General features: G+C 57.0%; 13 protein-coding genes and 1 other RNA gene. 8 read left to right on the forward strand and 6 right to left on the reverse strand.

All coding sequences use genetic code 11. The annotated features are described in order from the left end of the window. Positions 1–300: 300 nt before the first annotated feature. The 5 genes from rnpB to SOM48_RS11585 form a co-directional block, all read right to left on the reverse strand. Positions 301–679, reverse strand: an RNA gene (gene rnpB, locus SOM48_RS11565) — RNase P RNA component class A. Positions 680–711: 32 nt separating this feature from the next. Next, the gene (garK, locus tag SOM48_RS11570; protein WP_320511980.1) at positions 712–1,857 is read right to left on the reverse strand and encodes a glycerate 2-kinase; all 1,146 of its coding nucleotides are present in this window, start codon (positions 1,855–1,857) and stop codon (positions 712–714) included. Positions 1,858–1,959: 102 nt separating this feature from the next. After that, positions 1,960–2,850: a 2-hydroxy-3-oxopropionate reductase gene (garR, locus tag SOM48_RS11575; protein ID WP_023480910.1), complete on the reverse strand. Its 891-nt coding sequence runs from the start codon at positions 2,848–2,850 to the stop codon at positions 1,960–1,962. Between the two features lie 30 nt (positions 2,851–2,880). Beyond that, complete coding sequence (gene garL / locus SOM48_RS11580; protein WP_320511981.1) at positions 2,881–3,651, reverse strand: 2-dehydro-3-deoxyglucarate aldolase; 771 nt, start codon at positions 3,649–3,651, stop codon at positions 2,881–2,883. Positions 3,652–3,677: 26 nt separating this feature from the next. Continuing rightward, positions 3,678–5,012, reverse strand: coding sequence for an MFS transporter (locus SOM48_RS11585; RefSeq protein WP_042715451.1), 1,335 nt, complete (start codon positions 5,010–5,012; stop codon positions 3,678–3,680). A 419-nt stretch (positions 5,013–5,431) separates the two neighbouring features. Here SOM48_RS11585 and garD point away from each other — a divergent pair, with 419 nt between their 5' ends. The 8 genes from garD to SOM48_RS11625 all read left to right on the forward strand — a co-directional run bounded on the left by garD (position 5,432) and on the right by SOM48_RS11625 (position 13,488). Continuing rightward, positions 5,432–7,003 (forward strand): galactarate dehydratase, encoded by a 1,572-nt coding sequence (gene garD / locus SOM48_RS11590; RefSeq protein WP_320511982.1) that lies wholly within the window; start codon positions 5,432–5,434, stop codon positions 7,001–7,003. Between the two features lie 188 nt (positions 7,004–7,191). Continuing rightward, positions 7,192–8,046: a tagatose bisphosphate family class II aldolase gene (locus SOM48_RS11595; protein ID WP_320511983.1), complete on the forward strand. Its 855-nt coding sequence runs from the start codon at positions 7,192–7,194 to the stop codon at positions 8,044–8,046. A gap of 26 nt (positions 8,047–8,072) precedes the next feature. Continuing rightward, positions 8,073–9,347, forward strand: a complete 1,275-nt coding sequence (gene gatZ / locus SOM48_RS11600; protein WP_320511984.1) for a tagatose-bisphosphate aldolase subunit GatZ — start codon at positions 8,073–8,075, stop codon at positions 9,345–9,347. 11 nt (positions 9,348–9,358) lie between these two features. Continuing rightward, positions 9,359–9,823 carry a PTS galactitol transporter subunit IIA gene (gatA, locus tag SOM48_RS11605; RefSeq protein ID WP_312202878.1) on the forward strand — a complete coding sequence of 155 codons (465 nt, stop codon included), beginning with the start codon at positions 9,359–9,361 and terminating at the stop codon, positions 9,821–9,823. A 30-nt stretch (positions 9,824–9,853) separates the two neighbouring features. Then, the gene (gene gatB / locus SOM48_RS11610; protein WP_023481001.1) at positions 9,854–10,138 is read left to right on the forward strand and encodes a PTS galactitol transporter subunit IIB; all 285 of its coding nucleotides are present in this window, start codon (positions 9,854–9,856) and stop codon (positions 10,136–10,138) included. A 4-nt stretch (positions 10,139–10,142) separates the two neighbouring features. Continuing rightward, positions 10,143–11,516 carry a PTS galactitol transporter subunit IIC gene (locus SOM48_RS11615; RefSeq protein ID WP_320511985.1) on the forward strand — a complete coding sequence of 458 codons (1,374 nt, stop codon included), beginning with the start codon at positions 10,143–10,145 and terminating at the stop codon, positions 11,514–11,516. A 44-nt stretch (positions 11,517–11,560) separates the two neighbouring features. Beyond that, entirely contained in the window at positions 11,561–12,604 is a 1,044-nt protein-coding gene (gene gatD, locus SOM48_RS11620; RefSeq protein ID WP_320511986.1) for a galactitol-1-phosphate 5-dehydrogenase, read from the forward strand. Between the two features lie 110 nt (positions 12,605–12,714). Then, positions 12,715–13,488 carry a DeoR/GlpR family DNA-binding transcription regulator gene (locus SOM48_RS11625; protein ID WP_139567370.1) on the forward strand — a complete coding sequence of 258 codons (774 nt, stop codon included), beginning with the start codon at positions 12,715–12,717 and terminating at the stop codon, positions 13,486–13,488. 30 nt (positions 13,489–13,518) lie between these two features. Here SOM48_RS11625 and SOM48_RS11630 read toward each other — a convergent pair whose 3' ends face one another. Then, positions 13,519–14,517: a Fic family protein gene (locus SOM48_RS11630; RefSeq protein WP_320511987.1), complete on the reverse strand. Its 999-nt coding sequence runs from the start codon at positions 14,515–14,517 to the stop codon at positions 13,519–13,521. Between the last annotated feature and the right edge of the window lie 4 nt (positions 14,518–14,521).

Consider the following 14,521-nt stretch of genomic DNA (forward strand, 5'->3'; position numbering starts at 1 on the left):
CGTGAAAATAGCCCAGCATCGAAGCCGTTTGTAGGCCTGATAAGCGCAATTTGTAGGCCTGATAAGCGCAGCGCCATCAGGCATCTGCCCCCATTGCCGGATGGCGGCTCGCGCCTTATCCGGCCTACGCAAATACCGGGATCAGTTGTCGTTGTTGGCCTGATAAGCGCAGCGCCATCAGGCATTTGCATCCATCGCCGGATGGCGGCTCTCGCCTTATCCGGCCTACGCAAATACCGGGATCAGTTGTCGTTGTTGGCGAGGAAAAGCAAAAACCCCGCCGAGGCGGGGTTTTTTAAGAGGTGAAACTGACCGATAAGCCGGGTTCTGTCGTGGACAGTCATTCATCTAGGCCAGCAATCGCTCACTGGCTCAAGCAGCCTACCCGGGTTCAGTACGGGCCGTACCTTGTGAACCCCTATTTGGCCTTGCTCCGGGTGGAGTTTACCGTGCCGCGAACTGTTGCCAGACGCGCGGTGCGCTCTTACCGCACCCTTTCACCCTTACCTGATCCCGCTTGCGCGGGCCATCGGCGGTTTGCTCTCTGTTGCACTGGTCGTAGGCTTGCGCCTCCCAGGCGTTACCTGGCACCCTGCCCTATGGAGCCCGGACTTTCCTCCCCTCCGCCCGTCTCCCCCGAAGAGGACGACGACGAAGCGGCGACTGTCTGGTCAGCTTCGGCGCGCAGTATAGAGGGTTTGCGCCCGCGTGTCACCCTTCCATCGACATTCCCACCGCCAGCGTCGCCGCGATATTTCGCGAGGCACGGTAAATGTTGTCAAACGCGCCGCGAAACGCCTCCTCCAGCGTGCCAATCGTGGTCAACACACTGAACACCGCGTCGATACCGTACTGATGCACCACGCCGACATCGCTGGTCAAACTGCCGGCGATACCAATCACCGGCTTATGGTATTTTTTCGCTACTTGCGCCACGCCCACCGGCACTTTGCCGTGAATGCTCTGGCTGTCGATGCGCCCTTCGCCCGTCACTACCAGCGTGCAGTCGTGGATATGCTCCTCCAGATTGAGCGCCTGGGTAACAATCTCAATGCCACTGCGCAGTTCCGCACCGAGAAACGCCATCAGCGCCGCCCCCATACCGCCCGCCGCGCCCGATCCCGGAACACGCTTCACATCGATATGCAGATCTTTTTTGATCACCTCGGCAAAGTGATCCAGGCTGCGCTCCAGTTCGACGATCATCGCTTCTGTCGCCCCCTTTTGCGGGCCGAATATACGCGATGCGCCGCTCTCGCCGGTGAGCGGGTTGGTCACATCGCAGGCCACGCGGATCGTACACTCCCGCAAGCGCGGATCGAGGCCAGAGAGATCAATATGATTGAGGCCGATCAGGCTACCGCCGCCGTGACCAATCTCTTTGCCGTTGGCATCCATAAGACGCGCACCCAGTGCCTGCACCATACCGGCCCCGCCGTCGTTAGTGGCGCTGCCGCCGATGCCGATGATAATGTTGCTCGCGCCCTTATTCAGCGCCTGCAAAATAAGCTCCCCGGTGCCGCGCGACGTGGTAATTAACGGATTACGTAATTGAGGCGCGACCAGTGCCAGCCCGCTTGCCGCCGCCATCTCAATAAAAGCGGTCGCGCCATCGCCCGAGCTTCCCCAGCAGGCCTCAACCGGCTCGCCCAGCGGGCCGGTCACGCGGGCGGTATGCATAGCGCCCTGCGTGGCGGCGATCATGGCTTCAACGGTACCTTCACCGCCATCCGCGACAGGAACAGAGACATAGTGCGCATCGGGAAAGATCTCCCGAAATCCTTTTTCTATTGCCTGCGCGACCTGCGTCGCAGAGAGGCTTTCTTTATAAGAGTCTGGGGCGATTACGATTTTCATAGTGGTGAGCCTGGTCAAGCCGCGCACGTCACCCTGCACGCGAAAGGAAGCCTGCAGAAGTGGATATCAAGAGAAGCAAGGGCGCGCCTGCGCCCTTTCTGATTAACGAGTGACTTCGACTTTCGCCAGTTTCTCGTAGTAGCACGCCAGCGCGCTGTGATCGGAGGTGCCCATGCCGTCTGCACGCAGCGCCTGCATCATCTCCATCACCGCGGCGGTCAGCGGCAGCTGCGCGCCCACGCCGTGGGAGGTATCCAGCGCATTTGCCAGATCTTTGATATGCAGATCGATACGGAAACCCGGTTTGAAGTTGCGATCCATCACCATCGGCGCTTTCGCCTCCAGCACCGTGCTGCCCGCAAGGCCACCGCGGATCGCCTGGAAGACCAGATCCGGGTTAACGCCCGCTTTGGTCGCCAGGGTTAAGGCTTCCGACATCGCGGCAATATTGAGCGCCACAATCACCTGGTTTGCCAGTTTGGTGACGTTCCCCGCGCCAATATCACCGGTATGCACCACCGATCCCGCCATCGCTTTCATCAGGTCGTAGTGCTTATCAAACACGGCTTTATCGCCGCCAACCATCACGGAGAGCGTGCCGTCGATCGCTTTGGGTTCGCCCCCACTGACCGGCGCATCCAGCATCTCCACGCCTTTCGCTTTCAGCGCTTCGCTGATTTCACGGCTTGCCAACGGCGCAATGGAGCTCATGTCGATCAGCACCGTGCCCGCTCTCGCCCCTTCAATAATGCCGCCTTCACCCAGTGCCACCTCTTTTACATGCGGCGAGTTCGGCAGCATGGTGATGATGACATCACACTGCTCGGCGATGGCTTTGGCATTGCTCGCGGTTTCTGCTCCGGCGGCGACCAGCTCGCCCACCGCGTCACTGTTGCGGTCGACGACCACCAGTGAGTAACCGGCTTTGATGAGGTTTTTACTCATGGGTTTACCCATGATGCCGAGGCCAATGAAACCGACTTTCATCGTCATAATTGCGTCTCTCTCTTTAAGGTGGTGAGGTTATTTTTTAAAGGCGTCGGCGAGTCTCTGCGTCGCCGCACGGAATACGCCCAGATCGCTGCCGACGGCAACCACGGTCGCGCCCCACTCCAGGTAACGACGCGCGTCTGCCTCAGCCGGCGCCAGAATGCCACTCGGTTTGTTGTGCGCCTTCGCGCGGGCGAAAATATGCTGAATCGTGCGCTGCACTTCCGGGTGCGCAGCGTTGCCGAGGTAACCGAGTGTCGCCGCAAGGTCGCTTGGCCCGACAAACACGCCGTCCACACCGTCGGTCGAGAGGATCGCGTCGAGGTTATCGACGCCCGCCTGGCTCTCTATCTGCACCAGAATCGAGATATTGGCGTTGGACTGACGGAAGTAGTCCGGCACGGTGCCGAACATATTGGCGCGGTGCGATACGGAGACGCCGCGAATGCCTTCCGGCGGATAGCGGGTCGCCGCTACGGCCAGCAACGCATCCTCTTCACTCTCGACGAAGGGAATCAGGAAGTTATAGAAACCGATATCGAGCAGGCGCTTAATGATCACCGCATCGTTGGTCGGCACGCGCACAACCGGCGCGCTGACGCTGCCTTTGAGCGCCATCAGCTGCGGTACAAAAGTGAGCACGTCATTGGGCGCGTGTTCGCCGTCGAGCAGCAGCCAGTCGAAACCCGCCAGCCCCAGCACTTCCGTGCTGATATGGCTACCCAGCGCGGACCAGCAGCCAATCTGAACCTGCTGCGCGGCCAGGGCGGCCTTGAATTTGTTAGGGAAGATATCGTTAGTCATCTTTTGTACCTTAAATGTGTTGGTGCTTATTTCTTCAGTTCCATACGTTTGATGTCGCCGACGACAAACAGGTAACAGACCATCATCATCAGGGCTGAACAGCCGACGAATACCAGCGCACCGTTGAAGGAGTGCAACTCTTTTACCATGTAGCCGATAACCAGCGGCGTCGCGATAGAGGCCACATTACCAAAGACGTTAAACACGCCGCCGCACAGGCCGACAATCTCTTTTGGCGCAACGTCGGAAATCACCGGCCAGCCGAGCGCACCAAAACCTTTGCCGAAGAAGGCCAGCGCCATCAGCGCGACCACCAGCGCGGTATTGTCGGTGTAGTTACAGAGGATAATGCTGGAGGCGAGCAGCATCCCCATCACGATTGGCACTTTACGCGCCACGGTCAGGGATGAGCCACGTTTAATCAGGTAATCGGAGAAGAGCCCGCCCAACACGCCGCCGACAAAGCCGCACAACGCCGGGATGGAAGCCACAAAGCCCACTTTGAGGATCGACATCCCCTTCTCCTGCACCAGGTAGATGGGAAACCAGGTGAGGAAGAACCAGGTAATAGTGTTGAGGAAGTACTGACCAAAGAAGATGCCCAGCATCATACGGTTGCTCAGCAACTGCTTGATGTAATCGAGCTTCGGCCCGGCTTTCTTGTCGTCGCCCGCTTTTTTGTGGTCCATATCAACCACCGCGCCGTTCGCCGCAATGTATTCCAGCTCTTCGCGGGTCATACGCGGATGGTCGGTTGGGTTATGCACAAATTTCACCCACGCGAAGGTCAACACAAAACCGATCCCGCCCATGACGGTAAAGACGTGCTCCCAGCCCCAGGCGTAGGTCAGCCAGCCGAGCAGCGGCGAGAAGAGTGCCAGCGAGAAGTATTGCGCCGAGTTGAAGAGTGCCGAGGCGGTGCCGCGCTCCTTCGCCGGAAACCATGCCGCAACGATGCGCGCATTCGCCGGAAAGGAGGGCGCTTCAGAAAAACCGAGCATAAAGCGCATGATAAACATCGACACCCCGGCCCAGGCGAGGGGGAATACATCGACGAAACCCTGCAAGAAAGTGAAGAGCGACCAGAAAAAGAGGCTGTAGGTGTAGACGCGTTTGGAGCCGAAGCGGTCGAGCAGCCAGCCGCCGGGGATCTGCATCAGCAGGTAGGCCCAGCCGAAGGCGGAGAAGATGTAACCCATCGAGACGGAATCGAGTTGTAGCTCTTTGGCGACATCGGTTCCGGCAATAGAGAGCGTGGCACGGTCAGCGTAGTTGACTGCGGTGACAATAAATATAATCAGCAAAATTAAATAACGGGTAGGAATCGCCCGTTTTGCTTCGACGGTTTGTTCAATAGCCATTTTAATTTCCTCGGACACCGCTAACTTTTAAATATATTTATTTGGGTGGTTTATCTGATGGTATTTAACGACTTAGAGTTAATTCAGATAACAGATACAGAGATTTAATTAGCCCTCAGTATAAGCAGCGCCGGGAGAGCACACATTGTAATCTTGCTCAATTTTTTAACTATTCCAAAAGAATATTTTGAGCATATGCCCATAAAGCTGGGCGCTGATGCACACTTCTTGCATTATGCCGCCGCGCAGGGTGCGGCCCGGCGTTAATAAGTGATATGTGTCACATTTTAATGATTGAACACCTGACATTCTTATTTCCAGTAAACAAGAATTTTCTTGCTGATATTAATTCCAGAGTAAAGAACGGGTTTCTCTATTGTGAGTGATGCAGCGTACAGTGAGCGGGAGATAAATTAATAATGTCCGACATTGAAATAAGAGAGCAAGTGCCTGGCGCATTTTATATTAAGGTTCACGACACCGATAATGTCGCGATTATCGTTAACGACAACGGCTTAAAAGCCGGCACCCGTTTCCCGGATGGTCTGGAGTTGATTGAGCATATTCCGCAGGGGCATAAAGTCGCGCTGGTCGATATTCCTCATCACGGCGAGATCGTGCGCTATGGCGAAGTGATCGGCTACGCCGTGCGCCCGATCCCGCGCGGCAGCTGGATCGATGAATCCCTCGTTGAGCTGCCGACGGCCCCTCCGCTCAACACCCTGCCGCTGGCAACCAAAGTTCCCGAACCCTTGCCGCCACTGGAGGGGTACACCTTCGAAGGCTACCGCAATGCGGATGGCAGCGTCGGCACAAAAAACCTGCTCGGCTTAACCACCAGCGTGCACTGCGTCGCTGGCGTGGTGGATTATGTGGTGAAGCTGATTGAGCGCGATCTGCTGCCAAAATACCCGAATGTCGACGGCGTGGTTGGCCTTAATCACCTTTACGGCTGCGGCGTGGCGATTAACGCCCCGGCGGCGGTGATCCCAATTCGCACTATTCACAACATCTCCCTCAACCCGAACTTCGGCGGTGAAGTGATGGTGATTGGCCTCGGCTGTGAAAAATTACAGCCGGAACGGCTGCTACAGGGGACGGATGATGTGCAGGCAATCCCGGCTGACGGCACCAGCATTGTACGTTTGCAGGATGAGCACCATGTGGGCTTCCGCTCGATGGTGGATGACATTCTGCAAGTCGCCGAGCGGCATCTGATCAAACTCAACCAGCGTAAACGCGAAACCTGCCCGGCGTCGGAACTGGTAGTCGGCATGCAGTGCGGCGGCAGCGACGCCTTCTCCGGCGTGACCGCTAACCCGGCGGTGGGCTTTGCTTCCGATCTGCTGATCCGCTGCGGCGGCACGGTGATGTTCTCGGAAGTGACGGAAGTGCGCGACGCGATCCACCTGCTCACCCCCCGCGCTATCAACGAAGAGGTGGGCAAACGCCTGCTTGAAGAGATGGCCTGGTACGATAACTACCTCGACCTTGGCAAAACCGACCGCAGCGCTAACCCGTCGCCCGGAAACAAAAAGGGCGGGCTGGCTAACGTGGTGGAAAAAGCGCTGGGCTCGATTGCCAAATCAGGCAAGAGCGCCATCTCCGAGGTGCTCTCCCCCGGCCAGCGCCCGACTAAACGCGGCCTGATCTACGCCGCCACGCCGGCCAGTGATTTCGTGTGCGGCACCCAGCAGGTTGCCTCCGGCATTACCGTGCAGGTCTTTACCACCGGTCGCGGCACACCCTATGGGCTGATGGCGGTACCGGTGATCAAAATGGCGACCCGTACCGAGCTGGCAAACCGCTGGTATGACTTAATGGATATTAATGCGGGCACCATTGCCACCGGCGAAGAGAGCATTGAAGAGGTGGGCTGGAAGCTGTTCCACTTTATTCTCGATGTCGCCAGCGGGCGTAAAAAAACCTTTTCCGATCAATGGGGATTGCATAACCAGCTGGCAGTGTTTAACCCGGCGCCGGTCACCTGATCCTCGCAAGAAGATGTATAAACCTCACCCTTAGCATGGCTCCGGCCATGCTTTTTTTTGCCCCTCTCCCTTTCATTCTCTTTCCCTCCCTTTCGAAAGTTTCGCTTTTACGATTCAAATCACAAAAAAGCATTCCGAAAGACTATATCTTCTTTCGAAGAAAATAAACGAAAGGGTTCGGAGGCAGGATGTTTATCATTTCCACCAAAACCATGCTCAGTAAGGCGCAGCGCGAAGGCTACGCGGTGCCTGCTTTTAATATCCATAACCTCGAAACGCTTCAGGTTGTCGTTGAGACTGCCGCCGAGTTGCGCTCACCGCTGATTGTAGCGGGTACACCAGGGACCTTTAGCTACGCCGGGATCGGCAATATTGTTGCCATTGCCGCCGATCTGGCAAAAACCTACAACCAACCGCTGGCGATCCACCTCGATCACCATGAAGAGCTTGCCGATATTGAGCGCAAAGTACACGCCGGCGTGCGCTCGGTGATGATCGACGGTTCGTATCTCCCTTACGCGGAAAATGTGGCAGTGGTAAAAGCCGTTACCGACTTCTGCCATCGCTATGACGTCAGCGTTGAGGCGGAGCTGGGGCGTCTTGGCGGTCAGGAGGACGATCTGATCGTCGACGCCAAAGACACGCGCTTTACCAATCCGCAGCAGGCGCAGGATTTTATCGAAAAGACGGGTATCGACTCACTTGCGGTGGCGATCGGTACCGCGCACGGCCTCTACAGTGAGGAGCCAAAGCTCGACTTCGATCGGCTGGCGGAGATTCGCCAGGCCGTCGAGGTTCCGCTGGTGTTACACGGTGCTTCCGGCCTGCCTGCGGCCGATATTCGCCGCGCTATCGGCCTTGGCGTCTGCAAGGTCAACGTCGCCACCGAACTCAAAATCGCCTTTTCCGATGCGCTTAAGGCGTACCTGCTCTCGCACCCGAATGCCAGCGATCCGCGCCACTACATGGTTCCGGCCAAAGCCGCCATGAAAGAGGTGGTACGCAAAGTCATCCACGATTGCGGCTGTGAAGGGAAGCTGTAAGCCCACCCATTTAACCGGAGAATCACGTGAAAGAGATTATTGCCCGCCATAAAGCGGGAGAGCACCTTGGTATCTGTTCCGTCTGCTCGGCCCATCCGTTAGTGATTGAAGCCGCGCTGCGCTTCGATTTGCATACGAATAACAGCGTGCTGATCGAAGCGACATCCAACCAGGTTAACCAGTTTGGCGGCTATACCGGCATGCAGCCGGCCGATTTCCGCGACTTTGTCTATGCCATTGCCCACGAGGTCGGCTTCCCGCTGGAGCGGCTGATCCTCGGTGGCGATCATCTCGGGCCTAACTGCTGGCAGAACGAGCATGCCGACGCGGCGATGGAGAAAGCGATCGCGCTGATCGAAGCTTACGTTGCCGCCGGGTTTAGCAAGATCCACCTTGATGCCTCAATGTCCTGCGCGGACGATCCCGTTCCGCTGGATCCGCAGGTGGTGGCAGAGCGCGCCGCGCGCCTGTGTCTGGCTGCGGAGCAGACGGCAAGCGAGGCGCAGAAAAAGGCGCTGACCTATGTCATCGGCACGGAAGTACCGGTGCCGGGCGGCGAGGCCAGCAGCATCAGCGCGGTGCACGTTACCCATGTGGAAGATGCCGCGCGCACGCTGGAAACTCACCGTGTCGCCTTCAAGGCGCTGGGGCTGGAAGCAGCGATGAAGCGGGTTATCGCCATTGTGGTTCAGCCCGGCGTGGAGTTCGATCATACGCAGGTGATTCATTATCAGCCTCAGGCCGCCGAAGCGCTTTCCGGCTGGATCCGTCAGACGCCAATGGTCTATGAGGCCCACTCGACGGATTACCAGTCCCGCCACGCCTATCGCGCGCTGGTACGCGATCATTTCGCCATCCTGAAAGTTGGCCCGGCGCTGACCTTTGCCCTGCGCGAAGCGATTTTCGCCCTCGCGCAGATGGAAAACGAGCTGATTGCTCCAGAGAGTCGTAGCCGGGTGCTGGAGGTGATTGACGAAGTGATGCTCAACGAGCCGGACTACTGGAAGAAGTATTACCACCCCACCTGGAGCCAGGCGATGGTCGATATCCACTTCAGTCTCTCTGACCGCATCCGCTACTACTGGCCCCACCCGCGCATCCGCCAGGCGGTGGAAAAACTGCTCGCGAATCTCGACACCGTCAGGCTGCCGCTGGGGCTGATTAGCCAGTTTATGCCTCTACAACTGGAACGCGCGTCGCTAAACGAGATAGTCACAACGCCACGCAGCTTGATTATTGACAAAATACAGGACGTATTGCGTGTCTATCGCTACGGATGCGCCCCTGAAACTGCCTGTTAAGCGGAGTGTGTATGAGCCAACTGTTTGTCCGAACCGGAGTGGATTTTACCTCGCGCCAGCAACTGCTGGCACACATTGGCGAGGAGATGCTGGCAAAAGGCGTCGTCCATGAAAGCTACCCCGCCGCGCTGCTGGCGCGCGAGGAAAACTACCCAACCGGCATCGCGCTGGAGCGTCATGGGATCGCCATTCCCCACTGCGAGGCGAGCCACGCCCTCTCACCGGCGCTCTATCTGATTCGTCCGCGCAAACCTATTTTTTTTCAACAGGCTGATGATGATGGCGACGTTGCCGCATCGCTGATTATTGCCCTGATTGTTGAAAACCCGGCGGCGCAGCTGACGCTACTGAGAAAACTGTTTAGTGAGCTACAAAACCCGAACACGCTGGACGCACTGCTGAACGCCGCGGATGACGATCTGGCGAGATGTTTTCGGGAGACGATCCTGGAGCCTGAAACGTGCGGACAGGCTTAATAACATACTGATAATAAAAAGGAGTACCCTATGAAACGTAAAGTGATTGTCGCCTGCGGCGGTGCGGTCGCCACCTCCACGATGGCGGCAGAAGAGATCAAAGAGCTGTGCGATACGCACCACATCGAACTCGATCTTGTGCAGTGTCGGGTAAATGAGATCGAAACCTATATGGACGGCGCGGATCTCATCTGCACCACCGCAAAAGTGGATCGCGCCTTCGGCGATATTCCTGTTGTGCACGGTATGCCCTTCGTTTCGGGAGTGGGCATTGAGGCGCTACAGCAAAAAATCCTGACCATTCTCGTGGGGTAACGCTATGTTTAGCGAAATAATGCGCTATATCCTCGACTTAGGTCCTACCGTTATGCTGCCGGTGGTGATCATTATTTTCTCGAAGCTGCTGGGAATGAAACTCGGCGACTGCTTTAAATCCGGTCTGCATATTGGCATCGGCTTTGTCGGCATTGGCCTGGTGATCGGTCTGATGCTCGACTCAATCGGCCCAGCGGCTAAAGCCATGGCGGAGCATTTCCAGATCAACCTTCAGGTCATTGATGTTGGCTGGCCCGGATCGTCACCGATGACATGGGCATCGCAAATTGCGCTGGTTGCCATCCCTGTCGCTATCGCCGTGAATATCATCATGCTGGTAACGCGCATGACGCGCGTGGTCAACGTGGATATCTGGAATATCTGGCACATGACCTTTACCGGCGCGATGCTGCATCTCGCCACTGGCTCTTACTGGATTGGCATCCTTGGCGTGACGGCGCACGCGGCGTTCGTCTATAAACTGGGCGACTGGTTTGCCAAAGATACGCGGGACTTCTTTGGCCTCGAAGGCATCGCCATTCCCCATGGCACCTCTGCCTGGCTGGGGCCGGTTGCCGTGCTGGTGGACACCCTCATTGATAAAATCCCGGGCCTCAGGCGTATTCATTTCAGCGCCGATGATATTCAGAAACGCTTTGGGCCGTTCGGTGAACCGGTCACCGTCGGTTTTGTAATGGGGATTGTGATTGGGCTGCTGGCCGGTTATGACCTGAAAGGCGTACTGCAACTGGCAGTCAAAACCGCGGCCGTGATGCTGCTAATGCCGCGAGTGATCAAACCGATTATGGATGGCCTGACGCCAATCGCGAAACAGGCGCGTAAACGTCTGCAGGCGAAGTTCGGCACCCAGGAGTTCTTGATCGGCCTCGATCCGGCGCTGCTGCTGGGCCATACCTCGGTGGTCTCCGCCAGCCTGATCTTTATCCCCCTGAGCATTCTGATTGCGGTGCTGGTGCCGGGTAACCAGGTGCTGCCATTCGGTGACCTGGCGACCATTGGTTTCTTTGTGGCGATGGCTGTTGCGGTGCATCAGGGCAACCTGTTCCGCACGCTGATCTCCGGAGTCATTATTATGAGCATGACCCTATGGATCGCCACGCAAACCATCGGCCTGCATACGCAGCTGGCCGCCAACGCTGGCGCGCTAAAAGCGGGCGGGATGGTGGCCTCGATGGACCAGGGCGGTTCTCCGGTCACCTGGCTGCTCATTCAACTCTTTACCTGGCAAAATCTGGTCGGTTTCGTGGTTATCGCCGCGATTTACCTGACCGGTGTCCTGCTTACCTGGCGCAGAGCGCGCCACTTTAAAGCGGCAGAGAAAGCGGCAGCCACGCCGGAAAGCCAGCCCGCATCGTGATCGTTGGGGAGCGTTCGCTCCCCTGTTACATCCTGGAGAGTGTTATGAAATCAGTGGTTATTCATGCTGAGGGCAACGTCTGCGTTGAAGATCGCCCCGAACCTCAGTTGCAGCATGAGGATGAAGTGAAGGTGAGAGTAGTCAGCTCCGGCCTGTGCGGCTCAGATATTCCGCGCATCTTCGCTAACGGCGCGCATTTCTACCCCATTACCCTTGGGCATGAGTTCAGCGGTTATGTCGAAGCCTGTGGCCCGGCGGTCACCGATCTGCACGCTGGCGACGCCGTGGCCTGCGTGCCGTTGCTGCCCTGCTTTGACTGCCCTGCCTGCCGCCGGGATTACTACTCGCTGTGCAAACGCTATCAGTTTATCGGCTCGCGCTGCGACGGCGGCAATGCCGAATACATTGTCGTTAAGCGGCCCAACCTGGTTCGCTTACCTGCGGATCTGCCCATTGAAGATGGGGCGTTTATTGAACCGATAACCGTTGGCCTGCACGCGTTTCACCTCGCCGCTGGCTGTAAAGATAAAAACGTGGTGATCGTCGGGGCTGGCACTATCGGGCTGCTGGCAATGCAGTGTGCACGAGCCTTAGGGGCGAAAAGCGTCACCGCCATTGATATCAACCCTGACAAATTAGCGCTGGCTTCTGCGCTTGGTGCCACCCGCACCTTTAACAGCCGCGAGCAGAGCGCGGCTGACATACTCGCCGGGCTGGAGGCAGAGTGCTTCGATCAGCTTGTGCTGGAAACGGCTGGCACACCACAAACGGTTTCGCTGGCCATCGAAATTGCCGGGCCGCGTGCGCAGGTAGCGCTGGTAGGGACGCTGCATGACGAACTCACGCTTACTGCTACAGTATTTGGGCTGATTTTGCGTAAAGAGTTGACGCTTATCGGCAGCTGGATGAACTACTCTGGCCCCTGGCCTGGGGAGGAGTGGCATACCGCGGCGCGCCTGCTCACGGAAAAACGTCTCGCCCTCGAGCCGCTGATTGCTCATCGTGGTGACCCCGAAAGCTACGCGCGCGCGGTACAGGCGCTGAATGGCAAACCGATGCAGGGAAAAATACTGCTGCGCCTTGATTAAACGACAGAGCCAGCAACCTGCGCTGGCTCACATTTCCTTTCGAAAGTTAACGTTCACGTTTCACAAACCTTCGATTACACTACGGGGAGTTAATTCGCAGGCAAATCAAAATGAACTCATTTGAACGAAGGAATAAGATCGTCGATCTGGTGAATGCGCAGGGAAGTGTGCTGGTCATTGACCTCTCGAATAGCTTTGGGATTTCAGAAGTCACTATCCGCGCCGATCTCCGGCTGCTGGAAGAGAAAGGTCTGGTGACGCGCTTTCACGGCGGCGCAGCGAAACCGGGCAGCTACATGCTCGACAGCGAAAATCAGGAAGTGGTGCTGGAAGATCGCTACAAACTGGCGAGCGATCCGAAGAAGCGTATCGCTCAGGCAGCGGCGGCGATGATCGATGAGGGGATGACGATTATCCTCGACAGCGGCAGCACCACCATGCTGATTGCCGAAGCGTTGGCGAAAAAAAGCAATATCACCGTTATTACCAATAACCTCCCCGCCGCGTTTGCCCTGTCGGAAAACAAGGACATCACACTGGTAGTGTGTGGCGGCACCTTGCGGCATAAAACCCATTCGATGCACGGCACGATTGCAGAGCGATCGCTACAGGGTATCAGCGCCGATATCATGTTTGTCGGTGCAGATGGCATCGATCCGACCCATGGCATCACCACCTTTAATGAAGGCTACTCCATCAGCAGTGTCATGGCAGCGGCGGCGCATAAGGTTGTGGCAGTGGTGGACGCCAGCAAATTTAACCGCCGCGGCTTTAATCAGGTACTGCCAATGGAGAAGATCGACTGCGTGATCACCGACGAGGGGATTGGTGAGAAAGAGAAAGCGGCTTTACGAAAACTGGGTAAGGAACTTCGGGTGGTTTAATACCCTGCTGGCGTTGCAAGCGGGCTGCTGTCACGTTACCTGCCAGTAGCCCCCTTTCTTCGCACCGACACGTAGCAGCTTTCCCTTTTGCTGTAACGATTGCAGGTAGCGCTCCACCGTGCGTGCGCTCACCGCCAGTTCGCTGGCGAGCGCCTTTGCAGAGAGATCAGGCCGTCTGTTAAGCAGGCTTAATACCGCGCGCTCCGCCTCGCTGCAGGATAAAATTTGTTCCGACATCTCTTCCGACACGTTATCCGACAAGGTAAATGACGGATTAAGCCCCTCGATCAACGCCGCGTTGACCGCCGAGAGCATAAAGGCGACGAACGCCGTACAGTCACTGGCTTTATCGCACTCTCCGAGCACCTGGTAATAGCGGTCTTGCTGGTAATGAATGATGGTTTCTACCGGCAGCCAGGCCAGTTCGGAGCGCCACTCGCTAAGGATAAGCGTCTGCCATAAACGGCCCATGCGTCCATTACCATCGGCAAAGGGGTGAATAAATTCAAATTCGTAATGGAAAACTGAACTGGCGACTAACGGATGCAAATCCGTGGTGGCGTGCCATTCCAGAAGCTCATCCATAAGGTGCGCAACCCGTGAGGCGGGCGGCGCCATATGGATTAACTGCGTTTCACGATAGATACCGACATTGCCGCGCCGAAAATGGCCGGGATTATCCACAAGACCAAACGTAAGCAGGCGATGCGCTTCCAGCAAGTCGGCAACACGTCCGCTTTTCCAGCGAGTCATGGACTCATAGGCGTTTATCGCATTGCGCACTTCCTGAATATCTTTTGCCGGTGCCAGCACGCGCTTCCCTTCCAGCACAGCGGTAACCTGCTCTGTCGTCAGGCTGTTATGCTCAATCGCCAGCGAAGCCTGAATAGTACGAATTCGGTTATTCTTGCGCAGTAGTGGTGAAGAGCGCCCGGATTGCGCCGCCCAGTGCCCCAGCAACTCCGCGATCTCAACGACCTGATTGAGGATCGCGGCGGTGATGGTAAAGGGAGGCACATAGCGGCTCATCGGT

Source organism: Kosakonia sp. CFBP8986, assembly GCF_034044935.1.
Lineage (GTDB): Bacteria > Pseudomonadota > Gammaproteobacteria > Enterobacterales > Enterobacteriaceae > Kosakonia > Kosakonia cowanii.